Raw genomic sequence first — 17,676 nt, 5'->3', positions numbered from 1 at the left:
CCCACTCATGGCCGAGCCCAGTCGCCCGCTGCGTGTCCTGATCGCCACCGACACGTACCCGCCCGACGTCAACGGCGCCGGGTACTTCGCCCACCGCCTCGCCGAGGGGCTCGCGGGTCGCGGGCACCGGGTCCACGTGGTGTGCCCCTCCGAGGTGGGCGACCCCTACGTGACGGTCGACGGGGCGGTCACCGAGCACCGCCTGCGCTCCGCGCGCCTGCCCTTCCAGCCGAGTATGCGGGCCGCGGTCCCCCTGGGCATGGGCGGGCACATCACCAGGCTCCTGCGGCGCTTCGACCCGGACGTCGTGCACGCGCAGAGCCACTTCACCCTCAGCCGGTCGGCGATGCACCGCGGCCGGGCCGAGGGGATCCCGGTGGTCCTGACCAACCACTTCATGCCGGACAACCTGTACGCGCACGCCCGGGTGCCCCGGTCGATGCAGTCGGCGGTGGGCGCGCTGGCGTGGAAGGACATGGTCCGGGCGGCGGGCGGGGCCGACCACGTGACGACGCCGACGCCCCGCGCGGCCGGACTCCTCCGGGAGAAGGGGTTCGCCCGGGAGGTCGAGGCCGTCTCGTGCGGGATCGACCTGGAGCGCTTCCACCCCCGGCCGCGGGACCGGTCGGCTGCGAGGGCCAGGTTCGGCCTCCCGGACCGGGACACGGTCGTGTTCGTGGGGCGGCTCGACGCGGAGAAGAGGATCGACGACACGATCCGGGCGCTGGCGCGGATCCTCCCGGAGAGGGACGCCCAGCTGGCGCTGGCGGGGATCGGGGCGCGCGAGCAGGAGCTGCGGGCGCTGGCGGCGGAGCTGGGGGTGGCGGACCGGGTGTTCTTCCTGGGGTTCGTCCCCGACGAGGACCTCCCGCTGGTGTACGCGGCGGGTGACGCGTTCGCGATAGCGGGCGTGGCCGAGCTCCAGAGCATCGCCACGCTGGAGGCGATGTCCACCGGCCTGCCGGTGGTCGCCGCCGACGCGATGGCGCTGCCGCACCTGGTGGAGGTGGGGCGCAACGGGTTCCTCTTCCCGCCGGGCGACCCGGAGAGCCTGGCGGACCGGCTGCTCTCGGTCCTCGGGAGCGAGCGGACCCGCCGCTCCCTGGGCGCGGCCAGCCGCGAGATCGCCCTGCGGCACGACCACCACCGGTCGCTGGAGCGCTTCGAGTCGGTCTATGTGCGTCTGCAGGGGGCCACCCCCGTACCGCTGAGGGCGGAGAGGGAGTTCTCCGCACGCCCGGTCGCGGTATGAGTCAATTGGGCGGTATGTCCAAAAAGGGAACCTTGAACCTTTTGCCACTTTCCGTATTCTTTGCGTGGCGAACGGTGATGTTGGGGCCCTTCGGGAAACACCAGACACTGTGTGGTTCCAAGGCATCAGTGGACAGGCCGGCCGCAGCCGGACCGCCCGCGGCGGGAACGCCGCCGAGGCCCTCGCCGCCCGGCTCTCGGACGCCGAGAGGGAGGCGGGGTCCCATGAGCGCGACATGTCGTCGTTCGAGCGCGAACGGATCGACCTGGAGCACAGGGTGACCCGGATGGAGGCCGAACTGGAGGCACTGAGACAACGCAGACTGGAAGCCTACGCGCGATGGTGGAACGCCCGGGACGACCGCGACCGCGCGCTCCACGTCTGCCGCAGACTGCGGCGCAGGATCGACAGGAGCCGCGGCAGGGACGGCGGCGAGTGAACCGGTGCGAGGCGTCGGAGCCCCGGGGGACTGCCGAACGCGACCCGACCGGCGTGTGGCCCGGCCCAGGAGGGCCGGGCCACACGCCGTTGTGGAGAGCCCCGGGCCCTGGACCGGCGCGGCGCCCGTATCCTGGCCCCGTCCTGTCCGCGCGACGGCCCCGCCGAGGGGCCCCGGAGGTCGAGAGCCCGTGTCGTTCACCGAAGCCGAGACCGACTACCTCCGCTCCCAGCCGCTCGCGCGCCTGGCGACCGTCGGTCCCGGAGGGCAGCCCGACGTCGTCCCGGTGGCGTTCGAGTTCGACGGCGCGCACATCTGGATCGGGGGCGCGGCGTCCGTCACCCGGACCCGGAAGTTCCGCAACCTCGGCGACGGGCCGGGCAGGGTCGCGCTGGTCGTGGACGACCTGGTCTCCCTCGAACCGTTCGTCGCGCGGGGAATCCGGGTCTACGGCCGCGCGGAGCAGCCGTTCGAGCGGACGGGCATGATCGGTCCCGGCGTGTTCCTGCGCGTCACCCCGGACGTCTCCTGGAGCTGGAACCTGGAGGGGGATCCCGTGGGCGACGAGTGGTACCCCTCGAGGAGGACGGTCCACGGGCGGCCCGGCGCCGACTGACGCGGGCCCGGGGAGCGGGCTACGGGTCCGCGAGTTCCGCGACCTCCTCGAGTTCCCGCTCGACCTGCCGGGCGGCCTCGCGCAGTGCCGCCAGCGTCACCTGCACCGCGGGCCTGCGCAGCGCGGCGGGGCGCACCACCGCGTACACGTGCCGCTCCGGCGCCGACGCGGGGAGCCGCCGGCAGACCAGTCCCGCGGGGGAGCCCACCATCGCCAGGGCCGGGACGGCGGCGATCCCGATGCCCCGGGACACCAGGCTCAGGATGGTCCCCAGGCCCTCGAACTCCCAGGTGGTGGCGGGAAGCCCGCCCACCTCGGCCAGGAGCCGGTCCGTTCCGTAGCGCGATCGCTCGGTCTGCGGCGCCACGATCCACGACTCGCCGAGCAGGCGGTCCAGTGTCGCCGGCTCGGCCGGGTCCGCCAGCCTGTGGTCCTCCGGCACCGCCAGCACCAGCGGGTCGCGCAGCAGGTGGATGTGGCGCAGCCCGCCGTCGGGCCCCCGGCCGGGGTGCTGCCCCGACCAGTCGTCGACCAGGGCGATGTCCACCTCCCGCGACCGCACCTTCTGGGGCCCGGTCGACAGCAGGGTCTGCCGGAGGACGAGCTGCATCCCCTCGTGCCGCCGCAGCGGCGGGGCGAGCAGGGGGGCGAACGCCACGGCGGCGGTCGGGAACGCCGTGACGGTCACCATGCCGAGGGCGACGTCCGCCTGCTCCGCGAGCACCGACTCGGTCGCCTCCACCAGGGCCAGGATCTCCTCCGCCTGGGTCACGAGCAGCCGTCCGGCGTCCGTCAGCTCGGCCCCCTTGGGGGAGCGGTCCAGGAGCGCGACACCCGTCTCCTGCTCCAGTCTGGCCAGCTGCTGGGAGACCGCGGAAGGCGTGTAGCCGAGGGCGCTCGCGGTGGCCGCGATGGTGCCCCGGACGCTGAACTCGCGGAGGACGTGCAGGCGTCGGAGATCTAGCATAAGGACATCTTACGCTCAGCATCGAAAAGACTCGCTTGTACTGATGACCGAAGCGGGGCAGGGTGAGGCATGACAGACCGTCGCACCGAGGCGCGGTCGAGCGCCGAACGATGAGCCGGAGATGAGTCGTCCATGACCGTCACTGTGTCCGCCACCCTTGCCGTCAACGAAGCCCTCGCCGAGAAGCGGCGCCAGGGGGTGCGCGTTCTGCCGCTGGGCTTCGGCGAGGCCGGGCTCCCGGTCCACCCGGTCATGCGCGACCAGCTCTCCGCCGGCAACGGCGCCAACGCCTACGGCCCCGTCGCCGGGTCGGCGGCCCTGCGGGAGGCCGCGGCGGGCTACTGGGAACGCCGCGGACTGCCCACCGACCCCGGCCTGGTCATCGCGGGCCCCGGCAGCAAGCCGCTCCTGTACAGCCTCCTGCTGGAGATCGGCGGCGACACCGCGATCGCCGCGCCCAGCTGGGTCAGCTACGCCGCGCAGAGCCGACTGGTCGGCCAGCGGCCGATCCTGGTCCCCACGGCCACCGGCCAGGGCGGCGTGCCGCAGCCCGACCTCCTGCACGCCGCGGTGACCGCCGCCCGCGAGGAGGGGCGGACGGTCAACGCCGTCATCGTCACCCTGCCGGACAACCCCACCGGGACCGTGGCCGACGCCGACACCGTCCGCAGGCTCTCCGAGGTGGCGCGCGAGCTCGACCTGCTGATCATCTCCGACGAGATCTACCGGGACCTGGTGCATCCGGCGGGCCCGGGCGAGGACCCCGTCCAGATCCACAGCCCCGCCGAGTACGCGCCCGAGCGCACCGTCGTCTCCACCGGCCTGAGCAAGAACCTCGCCCTGGGCGGATGGCGGATCGGCGTGCTGCGCCTTCCCGACTCCGAGGCCGGCCACCGGCTGCGCGGCGGGCTGCTGGGCGTGGCCAGCGAGATCTGGTCCAGCCCCGCCGCCCCCGTCCAGGAGGCCGCCTCCCACGCCTTCACCGAGCCCGTCGAACTCGTCGACCACATCGACCGCAGCAGCCGCCTGCACGGCATCGTGGCCCGCGCGGTCGCCGGGGCCTTCGAGCGCGCCGGCGCGACCGTCGCCGCCCCGCGCGCCGCGTTCTACCTCTACCCCGACTTCGAGCCGGTCCGCGAGAGGCTGGCCGCCCTGCACGGCGTCACCACCGGCCCGGCGCTGACCGGGCTGCTCCTGGACCGCTTCGGCATGGGCGTCCTGCCCGCCCTCGAATTCGGCGAGGGGGCCGGGGCCCTGCGCATGAGGGTCGCCACGAGCCTGCTCTACGGGGAGTCCGAGGAGCGCCGCTACACCGCGCTCGCCGCCACGGACCCGCTGGCCCTGCCCTGGATCCGCGCCCACCTGGACAGGCTCGACGAGGTCCTCGCCATGCTGCTCGACGCCGCTCCCAGCGCCGTGGTCACGCGGGCCCGGGCCACCGCCCAGACCGTCGGCTAGACCATCCCGGCGTCCGCCCCGTGGAAGGGGGCGGGGCGGGCGCACACTCTTCCGGCCTCCCCCGGACGCTCCTTCCGGGGGAGGCCGGAGCCCTGTCCGGCCCCCGCCCGCGGCCGTCCCCGCCGGCCCGAAGCGCTCAGGCGGACCGCGCGGTGTCGGTCCCCCGCGCCGCCAGCTCGCGGCTGGGCGCGATCACCGCCCGGTAGTGGCCGATGAGCTGGTCGCCGACCGCCTCCCAGCTGCGGTGCTCCACCGAGGCGCGGGCCCGCCCGGCCATCCTCTCCCGCACGGCCCTGTTGTGGGCCAGGCGCCCGACCGCCACGCGCAGCTCGCGGACCGAGTCCGGCGCGAACAGGAGCCCGTTGTGCTCGGGGACGACCAGGTCCAGAGGCCCGCCCGCGGCGGGGGCGACCACCGGCACCCCCGAGGCCAGCGCCTCCTGGACGGCCTGGCAGAACGTCTCGTCGGCCCCCGTGTGGACGAACACGTCCATCGACGCGTACAGCCGGGACAGCTCGGAGCCCGTGCGCTGCCCGGTGAAGACGGCGTCGGGCAGGCGGCGGCGCAGGCGGGAGCGCTCGGGACCGTCCCCGACCACGACAAGCCTGATGTCGCGCAGGCGGGCCACGTGGGCGAGCAGGTCGACCCGCTTGTCCCGGGCCAGCCTCCCCGCGTAGCCCACGACGGTCTCGCCGTTCGGCGCGAGCCTGCGGCGCAGGCCGTCGTCGCGGTGGGCGGGGGAGAACCGGCGGGCGTCGACACCGCGCCGCCACAGGTCCAGCCGGGGGAATCCGCGTCCGGACAGCGCCTCCATGGCGGCCGAGGAGGGGACGAGCGTGCGGTCGACGGCGGAGTGCGTGCGCTTGAGCAGGGACCAGACGCCGTCGCCGCCGGGCAGGCCGTAGCGCGCCGCGAAGCCGGGGAGGTCGGTCTGGAACACCGCCACCGTCGGGAGGGCCCAGCGGCGGGCGGTCTCCACCGCCGCGGACCCGAGCAGGGCGGGCGAGGCCAGGTGCAGCACGTCGGGGGCGAAGGCGCGGACGGCCGCGGTCATCGTGCGCCGGGCGGGAAGGCCCACGGGGAAGTCCCGGTAGAAGGGGAGGGGGAGCGAGGGCATGCGGACCACGGGAAAGCCCGCGTAGGAGGACGGTCCGGGGCCGGGAGCCAGGACGAGGGCCCGGTGCCCGCGCGAGGCGAGCAGCTCGGCGACCCGGCAGACGGAGTTGGTCACCCCGTTGACCTGCGGGAGGAAGGACTCCGTCACGATCGCCACGCGAAGCGGCTGAGAGGGCTCGGTCGGTGGCATGCGGGGGCTCCCAACGCCGGGGGAAGGCTGGTGCCGACACTAGGGCCGCCGGATGAACCGCGGTCCGGCGCCGGGGGAACCCCTCCCGAAGCGCAGGCGTGGGCCGGGCGATCGGACGGTGACCCGCCCGCGCGCGCCTGTGGCCGCCCGGTGACACCCGGGTGGCTATGATCGCCTGACGTGACCGCCATCCCTCTCCTAGGAGTCGCCCGGTGACCCTCGTCGAATGGGCGGAAGCCGTCCGCCGTGAACTGGACCTGACCGGTACGGAGCCCCTGGGCAAGGAGGACGTCGACCGCGTCCTCGACCTCGCCAAGGACGCCGCCCACTCGGTGGCCCGCCCCGCCGCCCCGCTCACCACCTACCTGCTCGGCGTCGCCGTGGGCCGGGGCGCCGACCCGGTCCGGGCCGCCGAGGTGTTGAGCAGGCTCGCCCTCTCCCACAAGGACGACTCCTGACCGCTGCCCGCCCACACGCGCCTCCGGGACCGGGGCGTCCGGCGGGCGGGCCCCCGGCCCCCGGTGAGGAGGCCCCGGGGAGCGGGGGACACGGCTCCGCCGCGTGTTGCCGCGATTTCCCGGCGACGCCGCGCGGTCTCCACTAGCGTCGGCACGACCCCCCGGACCGCCGGCCCCCGCCTCGTCGTGCCGGTGGCGCCGGGCCGACGCGCGCACCGAGACGGAGAGCCCCGTGGACCTGCTGCTCGACATGGCCGGAGTACTGAGCGGCGTCGTCTGGGGTCCGCTCGTCCTCCTCCCGCTGCTGCTGGTCACCGGGGTCTACCTGACGATCCGGCTGCAGGCGCTCCAGTTCACCCGGCTCGCCCACGCCCTGTGGCTCGCCCTCGTCCGGCGGGAGGAGGGCGGTGAGGACCTCAGGGGCGACATCTCGCACTTCCAGGCCCTCAACACCGCCCTGGCCGCGACGACCGGCGTCGGCAACATCGCCGGGGTGGGCCTGGCCATCGGACTCGGCGGACCGGGAGCCCTCTTCTGGATGTGGGTCACCGGCGTCCTGGGCATGGCCACCAAGTACAGCGAGGCCCTGCTCGGGGTGAAGTACCGGGTCACGGACGAGAGGGGCGAGCAGGCCGGCGGCCCGATGTACTACCTGCGCCGGGGCCTCCCCGGAGGGCTCGGCGTCCTCCTCGGCTCCTCGTTCGCCGTCTTCGGGGCGGTCGCCGCCTTCGGCATCGGCAACGGCACCCAGGCCAACGCCGTAGCCGAGGCGGTCAACGACGCCACCGGCGCCGACCAGCGGGTCGTCGGCGTGGTCCTGATGCTGCTGACCGCCGTGGTCGTCCTCGGCGGCATCAAGGGGATCGGCCGGGTCGCCTCCGCCGTGGTCCCGTTCATGATCATCGGCTTCGTCCTCATGAACCTGCTGGTCCTGGCGGTGCACCACGACCGGATCGGCCCCGCCTTCGCACTGGTCCTCGGCGACGCCTTCACCGGCACCTCCGCGGCGGGCGGGTTCGCGGGCGCCACCCTGATGTACGTCATCCGCCAGGGCGTCTCCCGCGGCATCTTCTCGAACGAGTCCGGCATGGGCACCGGCGCCATCGCCGCCGCGGCGGCCAGGACCGGCCAGCCGGTCCGCCAGGCCCTCGTCGCGATGACGCAGACCTTCGTCGACACCGTGATCATGCTGACCCTGACCGCGATGATGATCATCACGACCGGGGTGTGGCAGGACCCCGACGCCGCGGGGGTGGAGGGCAGCGACAAGGGGGTCCTGCTCACCACCTCCGCGATGGAGGTCGGCCTCGGCCGGATCAGCCCGGACCTGGCGGGCCTGGGGCCCGTGTTCGTCGCCTGCGCGGTGGTGGTCTTCGCCTACACGACCATCATCGGCTGGGCCTACTACGGCGAGAGGTGCGTCGTGTACCTGGCGGGGCGCTCGCTCGTCGTGCCCTACCGGCTGCTGTTCATCGCCGTCGTCTACGTCGGCGCCACGGCGCAGATCGACGCGGTGTGGCTGTTCAGCGACATCGCCAACGGCCTCATGGCCCTGCCCAACCTGATCGGGCTGCTCCTGCTGTCCCCGGTGGTCGTCGCGGAGACGAGGAAGTTCTTCGCCCACCCGGACTGGCGGGACCCGGACGCGGTCATGGAGCCCGTACGGGGGTAGCGGCACGACCGGCGGCCCGCCGCGCCCCCGGCCGCGGCCGCCGCGAACGCGGCCGGGCCCGGCGGAGGCGGCAGCGCCGCCGGGCCCGGCCCCGCGGGGAAGGGCGTCGGTGCCGTTCCCCGGCCGACGGGTCCTACTTCCACCAGGCGTGGAAGTGGTGCACGGGCCCCTGCCCGCCTCCGGCGTCGATCTCGTCCGCCCGCCGGAGCGCCTCGGTCAGGTAGGCCTTGGCGTCGCCCACGGCGGAGGCCGCGTCCGGTCGCTGCGGGAGCAGGGCCGCGATCGAGGAGGACAGGGTGCACCCCGTGCCGTGCGTGTTGCGGGTGCGGACCCTCGGCGAGCGGAACTCGACCGGGGCGGAGCCCTTGGTCGCGAGGATGTCGACGCAGTCATCGCCGGCCAGGTGGCCTCCCTTGAGCAGGACCGCGCGCGGACCGAACTCCAGCAGTCGGAGGGCCTGGCCGTGCATCGCCGCCAGGTCGGCCGCCTCCGGCTCGTCCAGCAGGTCGGCCGCCTCGGGCAGGTTCGGCGTGACCAGGTCCGCCCGGGGCAGCAGCCGGGTGCGCAGCGCGTCGACGGCGGAGGGCTCCAGCAGGCGGTCGCCGCTCTTGGCCACCATCACCGGGTCCACCACCACGTGGGGCAGTCCGTGGCGCCCGATCGCCTCGGCGACGGCCTCGGTGACCTCGGCCGTGCCGAGCATGCCGACCTTGACCGCGTGCACCGTGGCGTCGGAGAAGAGGGTGTCCATCTGGTGGACGACGAACTCGGCGGGGATCGGGTGGACCCCGGTGACGCCGCGCGTGGACTGGGCGGTGAGGGCCGCGACCACGGTCATGCCGAAGGCGCCGTGTGCGGAGAAGGCCTTGAGGTCCGCCTGGATCCCGGCGCCCCCGCTGGGGTCGCTGCCGGCGATGGACACGATGTTGTACGCGCTCATGGGCGTTCCTTCGCTAGTACGAACTAGGGCAGGTTCGACGGGTGTGCTCTCAGCCGGTGGACTCACCGGCACCCCGCGCCGTCGGGGCCGCCGCGTGGGCGGCCCCGCTCAGTATGCGGCCGACCCGAGGGGGCCGGCGTATGTGTTCCGGACGTGCGGGCCCGAGGGGCCCGTACGGCTGCCGGCGCCGTTCAGAGGGTGGGGGCGTTGTCCGCGGACCGGGCCTTGAGCAGCTTGCGGACGCGGGCGATGACGAACCACAGGAACAGCAGGGCGATGACGACCAGCACGATGTTGCTGATGAGGCCGCTCCACTGCACCAGGATCGGCTTGATGGCCGGGCCGAAGGCGTAGCCGAGGCCGATCCAGATCGAGTTCCAGACGGCGGAGCCGATCACGGTGTACACGGAGAACTTGAGGATGGGCATCCGCTCGATGCCGGCGGGGACCGAGATGAAGCTGCGCACCAGCGGCACGCACCGGCCCAGGAGAACGGCGAGGCCGCCGAAGCGGGCGAAGAAGCGCTCGGCCTTGTAGAAGTCCTCGACCTCGAGCAGGGGGGTCTTCTCCACCAGCCACTTGGTGCGGTCCCGGCCCAGCAGGGCGCCGATCGCGTAGAAGCCCCAGGCGCCGACCAGGCAGCCGATCGTGGCCCACAGGATGGCGAGCCAGACGTTCATGTGCCCGTCGTAGGCGAGGAAGCCCGCACCGGGCAGGACCGCCTCGCTCGGCATCGGTGGGAAGAAGGTCTCGATGAACAGGGCCACGCCGACGCCGGGCTCGCCCAGGGTCGTCATCAGGCTCAGCACCCAGCCGATGAAGCCCTCGTACTCGTGGACGACCTCGCCTTCCATCGCCAGGTTCGACGCCGTCCACAGATTCGCTGTCATGAGAAGTGGCTTTCCGTTCTTTCCGGTCAGACGCCGGCCGCGACGCGGGCGGCCTCGGCCCGGGAGCGCTTGCGGTGCTCCCAGACGATGGCCGCGGTCACGATCACGAAACCGGCGACGATGAAGACGACTGTCACAGGGACGTCGGTGGGGGTGACGACCTCGCGGGACTCGGTCTGCCACGGCCACAGGGCGCGCAGCGAACCGGCCATGAGGCCGGTGAGTACAACGAGGGTCATGTGGTGGAAGTTCTCCAGGAGGTGCTGGAGCAGCTTCACGAACAGGGACAGGCCGGTGAGCATGCCCAGGGCGAAGACGGCCAGGTAGGCGATGTCCAGGTCGCCGACCGCGCTGATCGTCGGCTCGTAGAGCCCGAGGGTGAGCAGGATGAAGGAGCCGGACAGCCCCGGCAGGACGAGCGCGCAGACGGCCACCGCGGCGGCGAGGAAGACGACCGCCGGGTGGGCCGGCAGGTTGGCGCCCGGCAGACCGGTGAGCACGAACGCGGCCACGGCGAACACCAGCGCCACGGCGTAGTGCCCGGCCCTCCAGGGGCGGCCCGCCCCGGAGTAGGGGATCCACAGGCACGCGAGGACGAGGCCGAAGAACAGGGCGTAGGCGTACTGGGTGTAGGCGTCAACGAGCGGCGCCAGCAGGAGGGCGGCCAGGACCAGGAACACGGCCATGCCGACCAGCGCGGGAACCAGGACGCCCCAGTCCACCTGCCGGAACTGCTGCTGCGCGCGGGCCCTGCCGCGCCCGCGCGGGACGTCCGTGACGTACCGCTTGATCCCGCTGACCGTGTGGCCCGCGCCGCCGATGAGCTCGTCGTAGAGGCCGACGATGAGGGCGACGGTCCCGCCGCTGATACCGGGAAGGGCTTCGGAGGCGCCCACGGCGCCGCCGCGCACCGCGTTGACGAGGTAGGAGCCTGCGGAATTGGCCATCTGGGTAGTTGGACGCGACCCGGGGTCCGGGAGAGGTGCGCCTTCCTCCGTCCTAAGGGTCTCGCCCGCGCACGCGAATGTGCGACGGGTGGGGGATGAGGCGAAAAGGAGACTGTCCGAATCGGCCGGAGATCGCGGCCGTCGGGATCTAAGGTACAAGGGGCGGAGGCCGCTGTGGGCAGCCGCTGAGGAGAGTTGTGGACGACCGCACCCCGCCTTGAGCCGCCGAAGCAGGGCATGGCAGAACCCTTACGTGGCCTTTGTCCTGGGATGTCTTAATTTTCGGCCCTGTGGCAGGGCAGCTGGATAGCATCCGAAAACTGTGCTTCGTCTCAGTGACAGGGTGTGGTCCTCCACAGGGCGGCCGCCGCCCCCGCCCCCGCGCCGGGCAGTTCCGCGGACCGCGGCCGTCAGTACCGCAGCGGGCTCGGACGCGGGACCCCGCCCTCGTCCCGGGCCACCGACGCCGCCCACCGGTAGTCCTGCTTGCCGACGGCCGTGCGCCGCACCCGGTCCACGAAGTGGACGGTCCTCGGGACCTTGAACCCCGCCAGGCGCACGCGGCAGTGGTCCAGCAGGACGGACTCCTCCAGGCGGGCCCCCGCGGCGAGGGAGACCAGGGCCGTCACCCTCTGGCCGAGCCGCTCGTCCGAGGCGGGCACCACGATCGCGTCCTCCACCGAGGGGTGCGCCTTCAGGGCGGCCTCCACCTCCTCCGGGTACACCTTCTCCCCAGCGGTGTTGATGACGGCGCTCCCGCGCCCCAGGAGGACGATCGACCCGTCCTCGGCCCGCGTCCCGAAGTCGCCGGACAGGGCCCAGCGGCGTCCGTCGGCGTCGGTGGGGAAGGTGCGGGCCGTCGTGATGGGGTCGTTGTAGTAGCCCAGCGGGATCCGGCCGGTGCGCGCGATCCGGCCGACCTCGGGCGAGCCCGGCGGGAGCGGGCGCAGCGCCTGGTCCAGCACCGCGATGCTGCCGCCCATCGTGAAGCTGCGGGCGTCGGCGGCCCCCTCCAGGGACACGGCGCCGTCCGGCCCGCCGCTCCCCTCTGCGGCGGTCGCCGAACCGCACACGCCCGTCTCCGAACCCCCGTAGGAGTCGGCCAGGGCGACGTCCTCGCGCCAGGCGCGCCACAGGCCGCGCACCTGCGGGGTGAGCGGTGTGCCGCCGGAGCGGACGGCGGTCAGGTCCGGGCACAGGCCGGGTTCGGTGAGCAGGTGCCGGGCCAGCGGGCGGGCCATGGCGTCGCCCACCAGCTGGACCGTGTGCACGCCCTCCCGGTGCGCCGTCTCCAGCACCCGGTCGGGCCGGAAGCTGCGGTCGGTGGACAGCACCACCTGCTTGCCGCACAGCAGCATGCTCAGGGCGTTCCACTGCCCGGCGGCGTGCATGAGCGGGCCGAGCACCAGCATGCGCTGGGGGAAGCACCGGGCGGCGCGCCCGGCCACGTCGTCCAGGGTCCGGGCCCGGGGCGCACCGGGGGAGCGCCGCTCCAGGGCGGCGCGGAAGATGTCGGCCTGCCGCCACAGCACCCCCTTGGGATAGCCGGTGGTGCCCCCGGTGTAGAGCAGGTAGTGGTCCTCGCCGCTGGTCGGAGGAAGGGCCGCGCCCTCCGGCGCGGCGGCCAGCGCCTCCTCGTAGCCGACCCCCTCGGCGACGCGCACGGAGCCGTCGGCGACGAGCACCACGTGGCGGAGCCGGGGGAGGTCCGGGAGCACGGCCTCGACCGTGGACGCCAGGGAGTCCTCCGCGATCAGCGCGACCGCGTGCGAGTCGGCCAGGACGTGCCGCAGCTCGCCCGCGACGTAGCGGTAATTGACGTTGACCGGGACCGCTCCCGCGCGCAGGACGCCGAGGAAGGACTCCATCCACTCGGCGCGGTTGAAGGCCAGGATCGCGACGTGCTCGCCGCGGCCCACGCCCGCGCCGACCAGGTGGCGGGCGAGGCGGACGGAGCGGTCGTGCAGGGCCCGGTACGTGAGGCGCCGGGGCCCGGCGACCAGGGCCGTCCGGTCGGGGACGGCGTCGGTGACCGCGGCGAGGAGCGCCGCGAGGGAGAACGGGGCGTCCGCGGACACCGGGGGCACTGAGGTGGGCACGCCCGACCTCCCATCGGTCGACGGGCCGTCCACGGCGGAAGGGCTCGCGGCGGCACGGTGGCTCGTTGGTGCGACGGTACCCCTCGGGGGAGGAGCCGATCGCCGTCGGGGCTGTGGAGCGCGTCACCCAGGGTGTCGTACCAGGTCACCACGGACGAAAGGGGGGGCCGCTCAGGGGGCGGGGAGGGGGTCTCCCGCACGGGTTCCGGGCCCCGCCGGCGATCTGTGATACCCCTCACCCCTTGTGGGCCCGCCGGATCATCTGCTCAACTCGTGGAGACCTCCGCCGGAGGGCTCTACAGGGCCGTCCGGTGGGTATCTACTGTCTGACATCGGTCAATGGTGATCGGAGCGGCTAGATGGACAACACCCAGAATCTGGGCCAGCAGGACTCTGCCGGAAACCCCGGCGGACAGGGATTTTCCAGCGCCGAGCACATCGCGCTGGCACAGGCGCGATCCGCGCACAACTACTCACCCCTTCCCGTCGTGATCGCCGAGGGCCGCGGCGCCTGGGTCACGGACGTCAAGGGAAGGAAGTACCTGGACTGCCTGGCCGGATACTCGGCCATGAACTTCGGCCACCACAACCCCGACCTGCTGGCGGCGGCGCACCGGCAGCTCGACCGGGTCACGCTCACCAGCCGCGCCTTCTACAACGACCAGTTCGGACCCTGGGTGAGCGCCCTCGCCGACATGGTCGGCAAGGAGAAGGTCCTGCCGATGAACACCGGCGCCGAGGCGGTGGAGACCGGCATCAAGGTGGCCCGCAAGTGGGGCTACGAGGTCAAGGGCATCCCGGAGAACCGGGCGACCATCGTCGTGGCGGGGGCCAACTTCCACGGCCGCACCACCACGGTCATCTCGTTCTCGTCCGACCCGGAGGCCAGGACGGGCTTCGGCCCCTACACCCCGGGCTTCCGGTCGGTGCCGTACGGCGACGCCGCGGCCGTCGAGGAGGCCGTCGACGACACCACTGCGGCGGTCCTCATCGAGCCGGTCCAGGGCGAGGCGGGCGTGATCGTTCCTCCTGCGGACTACCTGCCCCGGGTGCGGGAGATCTGCGACGCCAACCGGGTGCTGTTCATCGCGGACGAGGTGCAGTCCGGTCTCGGCCGCACCGGCACCGTCCGCGCCTGCGAGCACAGCGGGGTGGTCCCCGACGCCTACCTGTTCGGCAAGGCGCTGGGCGGGGGCATCCTGCCCGTGTCGGCGATGGTCGCCGACGAGGACGTGCTCGGCGTGATCCAGCCGGGCCAGCACGGGAGCACGTTCGGCGGCAACCCGATGGCCGGCGCGGTGGGGTCCACGGTCGTCCGGATGCTCACCGAGGGGCCCTACCTGGACAACGCGCGCCGCCTCGGCGAGGTGCTCAAGCGCCGGCTGAAGGAGTTCGTCGGCAACGGGGTGGTGTCCACGCGCAGCATCGGCCTGTGGGCGGGCATCGACGTCGACCCCGGACTCGCCTCCGGCAAGGAGCTGTGCAGGCGCCTCGCCGAGCACGGCGTCCTGGTCAAGGACACCCACGGTTCCACGGTGCGCATGTCGCCGCCCCTCGTGATCAGCGAGGAGGACCTCAACTGGGGTCTGGACCGGTTCGGCGAGGTCCTGGAGGAACTCAGGGCCGAGCGGTAGCGGACCGGCCGGAGGGGGCTCCGCCGTGACGGGCCCCCTCCGGCCGCCGCGCGCGGCCGCGGCCCGGGAACGGGAAGCGGCAGGCGTTCACCGGACGGCCGCACCACTGCCGTCGCCACCGGTCCCGCACCGCCCTCGGCGGCCCCCCGCCTCCCGTGCCCCCGACCTCCCGGGTCAGTGCGTCCGGGGCGCGTCGGCCTCGTTGGCAGGGGACCCGGAGGGCTCCGGGCCGCGGACCGGGTCCAGGGGGCCGCCCAGCTCCGACATCAGCTGTTCCGGGTCGACGTCCTCCAGCGTCTCCCGGGAGACGTACAGGGTGCGTTCGGGGCCCTCCAGGATCTGGAGGCGCACGCGTTCGGCGATGGACATCTGGCCCTGGGCGGTGGGGTGGAAGCTGGCCCGGTCCACGCGCAGGCCCTCGCCCAGCTGGCCGAGCACGATGCCGTTCAACCAGGACTCCTCCGCGCTCACCTCGTACCCGTTGAGGGCGGAGAAGGTGTTCACGTACTCGACGCTGCCGGTGCGGCGGCCGCCGTACACCTCACCGTCCACCTCGTAGACCCCGTCGCGGATGCGCTCGTTGAAGCGCTGGGCCAGGGAGTTCAACCAGACCTGGTCGCTCACGGTCAGCGTGTAGTACATGCCCGGGGGCTCCTCGGGGAACAGCCGGGGGTACCCCAGCACGAGCACGCGGGCGTCGGGCGCGCGGTGGCGGATCTCGCCGAGCACCTCGGCCAGGGTCTCCTCGAACGCGTCCATCCGGCGCTCCAGGTCCTCCTCCTGCTCGACGCAGACGCTGCTCTCCAGCAGCGGCATCCGCACGATGCAGGTGCGCAGGACGGGGGTGAACCCCAGGTCGTTGCCGCCGATGCCGAGGGTGACCAGGGACGTGTTCTCGGTGACCCGCTCGATCTGGGACTCGGGCGTGCCGATCTGGCCGAGCATGTCCTCGCCCTTGTGGGTGCTGCACGCGTAGAAGGCCAGCGAGCCCGAGAAGTCGAACTCCTCACCGATGACCTTGGGGTAGGCGTTCTCGGAGCGCCAGCAGCCGCCCGGCTCGGCGGTGGCCGGGTCGTAGTCGCCCGCGCCGTCCCCCGAGGAGTAGGAGTCGCCCAGGGCCACGTAGTTGCCCCAGAGCGCGGCGTCCTCCGGTTCCATCCGGACCCGCCAGTCGGACTCCTCGTCCTCGGTGATCGGGGGGAGCTCCTCCCCGGGGCACACGCCGCCGGTGGCGTCGCACCAGAGCCCCATCAGCCCCTCGCGCGTGGCGGGCACGGTGAGGGTGACGACCAGGGCGAGGACGAGCACGAGGGAGACGGCGACCGCGGCGCGGGCCCCGCGCCGCCGTGCGCGCGGACCCGAGGGGCCCCCGCCGCCCGTACCCGGGGAAGCGTCGCCGGGCCCGTCGGAGGGGTCGCCGTCCCGGGGGGCCGGGCTCTTCGCGGAGCCGGTCCCCTCGACGGCGGAGGGGTCGTCGGGCACAGGTTCCGGCGTCTGCGGGTCTTCACCACGTGCTGCCACGGCCGATACCGCCTCCCGCCTACCGGACGGCTCCTGATTCCCTCCGCAAGGGTACCGGGGGGCGGGTCGATCCGACGACGGCCAGCACACGGTCGAGGTCGCCGTCACCGAGTGTCGCGCGGGCGGTCAGCCGCAGCCTGGACCTGCCGTCGGGGACCGACGGCGGGCGGAAGCACCCCACCCGCACCCCTTCGGCGAGGCACGCGGCCCGCCACGCCACCGCGGCCTCGGGCGAGGGCGCCCCGACCGAGACCACGGCGGCGTCGGGACGGCTCGCGTCCAGGCCGCGCTCGCGCAGCCCCTCGGACAGCCGCCGGGCCCGGTCCCGGACCGCGGCGGCCCGCCCGGGCTCCGCGACCAGCACGCGCAGGGCCGCCAGCGCCGCTCCCGCCGAGGCCGGGGCGAGACCGGTGTCGAAGACGAAGGTGCGGGCGGTCTCGACCAGGTGCCGGACCACGCGCCGCGGCCCGAGGACCGCACCGCCCTGCGCGCCGAGGGACTTGGACAGGGTCACCGACACCACCACGTCGTCCGCGCCCCGCAGGCCGGCGGCGGTCGGCGTCCCCCGGCCGCCCGGCCCCACCACGCCCAGTCCGTGCGCGTCGTCCAGCAGGAGCGCCGCGCCGTGCCGGCGCGCCGTCCGGGCGAGCGCCGCCGCGTCGGCGAGGTCGCCGTCCACCGAGAACACGGCGTCGCTCAGCACCAGCGCACGGCCCCGCGCCGGGGCGAGAGCCTCCGCCGCGCGGTCCGGGTCGGCGTGGTCGAAGACGGCGACCCGCGCTCCGGAGGCCTTCGCCAGCCGCGTCGCGTCGATGAGGGAGGCGTGGTTGTGCCGGTCGCACACCAGCAGGGGCGCGTCGCCGCCGTCGCGGGAGGCCAGGGCGGTGACCATCGCCAGGTTCGCCGCGTACCCGGAGGAGAACACGAGGGCGGACTCCGTGCCGTAGAAGGCGGCGAGCTCGCGCTCCAGCGCCTGGTGGAGGTCGGTGTCGCCGGAGACCAGGCGCGAGCCCCCGGCGCCCGCGCCCCAGGCACGGGCCGCGTCGGCCGCCGCGCCGACCACGTCGGGGTGGCGGAGCAGGCCCAGGTAGTCGTTGCCCGCCAGGTCCAGGAGGCCGTCGTCGGCGGCCCTGGGGGCGGTGCGCCGGGACAGCCCGGCGGCCGCGCGGATCCGGGCGGCGTCGTCCAGCCAGCCGAAGGGGTGGCGGGGGGACGCGGCGGTGGAGGGCCCCGAGTCCGTGCGCGCCGGGCTCCCCGCCGGGGAGGGCGGGCGCCTGGCGCGCAGGGTCCACGGGCGGCGGGGCGGTGCGGCGGGGGCGGTGCTCGGCATGCGCGCGGGCTCCTCGGTGCGGTGGTCGGTGCGGGTCACACTCCGGCGGGGGCGGGGGAGGCGGACGAGCGGCCCCGGGCCGGATCGCGCGCCCCGGGGCCGTCGTGCGGGGCGGGGCGGCCGGGCGGACGTCGAGGCCGTCCCGGT

The 17,676-nt window shown here is 74.1% G+C and carries 15 protein-coding genes and 1 riboswitch; of the genes, 7 read left to right on the top strand and 8 right to left on the bottom strand.

Going from position 1 to position 17,676, the window contains the following annotated elements; translation table 11 throughout:
* Window positions 1-7 precede the first annotated feature (7 nt).
* The 3 genes from ACQPYD_RS25660 to ACQPYD_RS25650 all read left to right on the top strand — a co-directional run bounded on the left by ACQPYD_RS25660 (window position 8) and on the right by ACQPYD_RS25650 (window position 2,307).
* Window positions 8-1,252 (top strand): glycosyltransferase, encoded by a 1,245-nt coding sequence (locus ACQPYD_RS25660; protein WP_433698054.1) that lies wholly within the window; start codon window positions 8-10, stop codon window positions 1,250-1,252.
* Window positions 1,253-1,361: 109 nt separating this feature from the next.
* Window positions 1,362-1,691 carry a hypothetical protein gene (locus ACQPYD_RS25655; protein ID WP_433698053.1) on the top strand — a complete coding sequence of 110 codons (330 nt, stop codon included), beginning with the start codon at window positions 1,362-1,364 and terminating at the stop codon, window positions 1,689-1,691.
* 190 nt (window positions 1,692-1,881) lie between these two features.
* Window positions 1,882-2,307 (top strand): PPOX class F420-dependent oxidoreductase, encoded by a 426-nt coding sequence (locus tag ACQPYD_RS25650; protein WP_433698052.1) that lies wholly within the window; start codon window positions 1,882-1,884, stop codon window positions 2,305-2,307.
* A gap of 19 nt (window positions 2,308-2,326) precedes the next feature.
* Here the strand turns inward: ACQPYD_RS25650 and ACQPYD_RS25645 are convergent, their stop codons facing one another.
* Entirely contained in the window at window positions 2,327-3,274 is a 948-nt protein-coding gene (locus ACQPYD_RS25645) for a LysR family transcriptional regulator (protein WP_433698051.1), read from the bottom strand.
* A 132-nt stretch (window positions 3,275-3,406) separates the two neighbouring features.
* Between ACQPYD_RS25645 and ACQPYD_RS25640 the strand changes: the two genes are divergently transcribed.
* Window positions 3,407-4,732, top strand: a complete 1,326-nt coding sequence (locus ACQPYD_RS25640) for a pyridoxal phosphate-dependent aminotransferase (RefSeq protein WP_433698050.1) — start codon at window positions 3,407-3,409, stop codon at window positions 4,730-4,732.
* Window positions 4,733-4,868: 136 nt separating this feature from the next.
* Here ACQPYD_RS25640 and ACQPYD_RS25635 read toward each other — a convergent pair whose 3' ends face one another.
* Window positions 4,869-6,005, bottom strand: a complete 1,137-nt coding sequence (locus tag ACQPYD_RS25635; RefSeq protein ID WP_433698049.1) for a glycosyltransferase family 4 protein — start codon at window positions 6,003-6,005, stop codon at window positions 4,869-4,871.
* A gap of 245 nt (window positions 6,006-6,250) precedes the next feature.
* Here ACQPYD_RS25635 and ACQPYD_RS25630 point away from each other — a divergent pair, with 245 nt between their 5' ends.
* A complete protein-coding gene (locus tag ACQPYD_RS25630; protein ID WP_433698048.1) occupies window positions 6,251-6,496 on the top strand; it encodes a DUF6457 domain-containing protein in 246 nt (81 codons plus the stop codon).
* A gap of 232 nt (window positions 6,497-6,728) precedes the next feature.
* Entirely contained in the window at window positions 6,729-8,168 is a 1,440-nt protein-coding gene (locus tag ACQPYD_RS25625) for an alanine/glycine:cation symporter family protein (RefSeq protein WP_433698047.1), read from the top strand.
* 133 nt (window positions 8,169-8,301) lie between these two features.
* Here the strand turns inward: ACQPYD_RS25625 and thiD are convergent, their stop codons facing one another.
* The 4 genes from thiD to ACQPYD_RS25605 all read right to left on the bottom strand — a co-directional run bounded on the left by thiD (window position 8,302) and on the right by ACQPYD_RS25605 (window position 13,044).
* Window positions 8,302-9,108 carry a bifunctional hydroxymethylpyrimidine kinase/phosphomethylpyrimidine kinase gene (thiD, locus tag ACQPYD_RS25620; protein WP_433698046.1) on the bottom strand — a complete coding sequence of 269 codons (807 nt, stop codon included), beginning with the start codon at window positions 9,106-9,108 and terminating at the stop codon, window positions 8,302-8,304.
* A riboswitch (TPP riboswitch) is annotated at window positions 9,097-9,194 on the bottom strand. It overlaps the preceding gene by 12 nt.
* A gap of 105 nt (window positions 9,195-9,299) precedes the next feature.
* Complete coding sequence (locus ACQPYD_RS25615; protein ID WP_344179394.1) at window positions 9,300-9,998, bottom strand: DedA family protein; 699 nt, start codon at window positions 9,996-9,998, stop codon at window positions 9,300-9,302.
* A gap of 26 nt (window positions 9,999-10,024) precedes the next feature.
* A complete protein-coding gene (locus ACQPYD_RS25610; protein ID WP_433698045.1) occupies window positions 10,025-10,945 on the bottom strand; it encodes a DUF368 domain-containing protein in 921 nt (306 codons plus the stop codon).
* A gap of 410 nt (window positions 10,946-11,355) precedes the next feature.
* Entirely contained in the window at window positions 11,356-13,044 is a 1,689-nt protein-coding gene (locus tag ACQPYD_RS25605; RefSeq protein ID WP_433698044.1) for an acyl-CoA synthetase, read from the bottom strand.
* A 359-nt stretch (window positions 13,045-13,403) separates the two neighbouring features.
* On the opposite strand from ACQPYD_RS25605, the gene rocD reads away from it, so the two are divergent.
* Window positions 13,404-14,678: an ornithine--oxo-acid transaminase gene (gene rocD, locus ACQPYD_RS25600; RefSeq protein ID WP_433698043.1), complete on the top strand. Its 1,275-nt coding sequence runs from the start codon at window positions 13,404-13,406 to the stop codon at window positions 14,676-14,678.
* A gap of 174 nt (window positions 14,679-14,852) precedes the next feature.
* Here the strand turns inward: rocD and ACQPYD_RS25595 are convergent, their stop codons facing one another.
* Window positions 14,853-16,199 carry an SGNH/GDSL hydrolase family protein gene (locus ACQPYD_RS25595; RefSeq protein ID WP_433698042.1) on the bottom strand — a complete coding sequence of 449 codons (1,347 nt, stop codon included), beginning with the start codon at window positions 16,197-16,199 and terminating at the stop codon, window positions 14,853-14,855.
* A 19-nt stretch (window positions 16,200-16,218) separates the two neighbouring features.
* Window positions 16,219-17,529 (bottom strand): aminotransferase class I/II-fold pyridoxal phosphate-dependent enzyme, encoded by a 1,311-nt coding sequence (locus ACQPYD_RS25590; protein WP_433698041.1) that lies wholly within the window; start codon window positions 17,527-17,529, stop codon window positions 16,219-16,221.
* Between the last annotated feature and the right edge of the window lie 147 nt (window positions 17,530-17,676).

It is taken from the genome of Nocardiopsis sp. CA-288880 (genome assembly GCF_050955985.1).
In the GTDB taxonomy this organism is placed as follows: Bacteria; Actinomycetota; Actinomycetes; order Streptosporangiales; family Streptosporangiaceae; genus Nocardiopsis; species Nocardiopsis tropica.
Note: the sequence above shows the minus strand (reverse complement) of the source record. Positions and strands in the feature narration are given on the sequence as shown.

What these genes read in the sequence shown, in the direction of transcription:
- ACQPYD_RS25615 (WP_344179394.1), bottom strand. Translation starts at nt 9,998, where the DNA reads ATGACAGCGAATCTGTGGACGGCGTCGAACCTGGCGATGGAAGGCGAG.
- ACQPYD_RS25590 (WP_433698041.1), bottom strand. Translation starts at nt 17,529, where the DNA reads ATGCCGAGCACCGCCCCCGCCGCACCGCCCCGCCGCCCGTGGACCCTG.
- rocD (WP_433698043.1), top strand. Translation starts at nt 13,404, where the DNA reads ATGGACAACACCCAGAATCTGGGCCAGCAGGACTCTGCCGGAAACCCC.
- thiD (WP_433698046.1), bottom strand. Translation starts at nt 9,108, where the DNA reads ATGAGCGCGTACAACATCGTGTCCATCGCCGGCAGCGACCCCAGCGGG.
- ACQPYD_RS25640 (WP_433698050.1), top strand. Translation starts at nt 3,407, where the DNA reads ATGACCGTCACTGTGTCCGCCACCCTTGCCGTCAACGAAGCCCTCGCC.
- ACQPYD_RS25660 (WP_433698054.1), top strand. Translation starts at nt 8, where the DNA reads ATGGCCGAGCCCAGTCGCCCGCTGCGTGTCCTGATCGCCACCGACACG.
- ACQPYD_RS25610 (WP_433698045.1), bottom strand. Translation starts at nt 10,945, where the DNA reads ATGGCCAATTCCGCAGGCTCCTACCTCGTCAACGCGGTGCGCGGCGGC.
- ACQPYD_RS25645 (WP_433698051.1), bottom strand. Translation starts at nt 3,274, where the DNA reads ATGCTAGATCTCCGACGCCTGCACGTCCTCCGCGAGTTCAGCGTCCGG.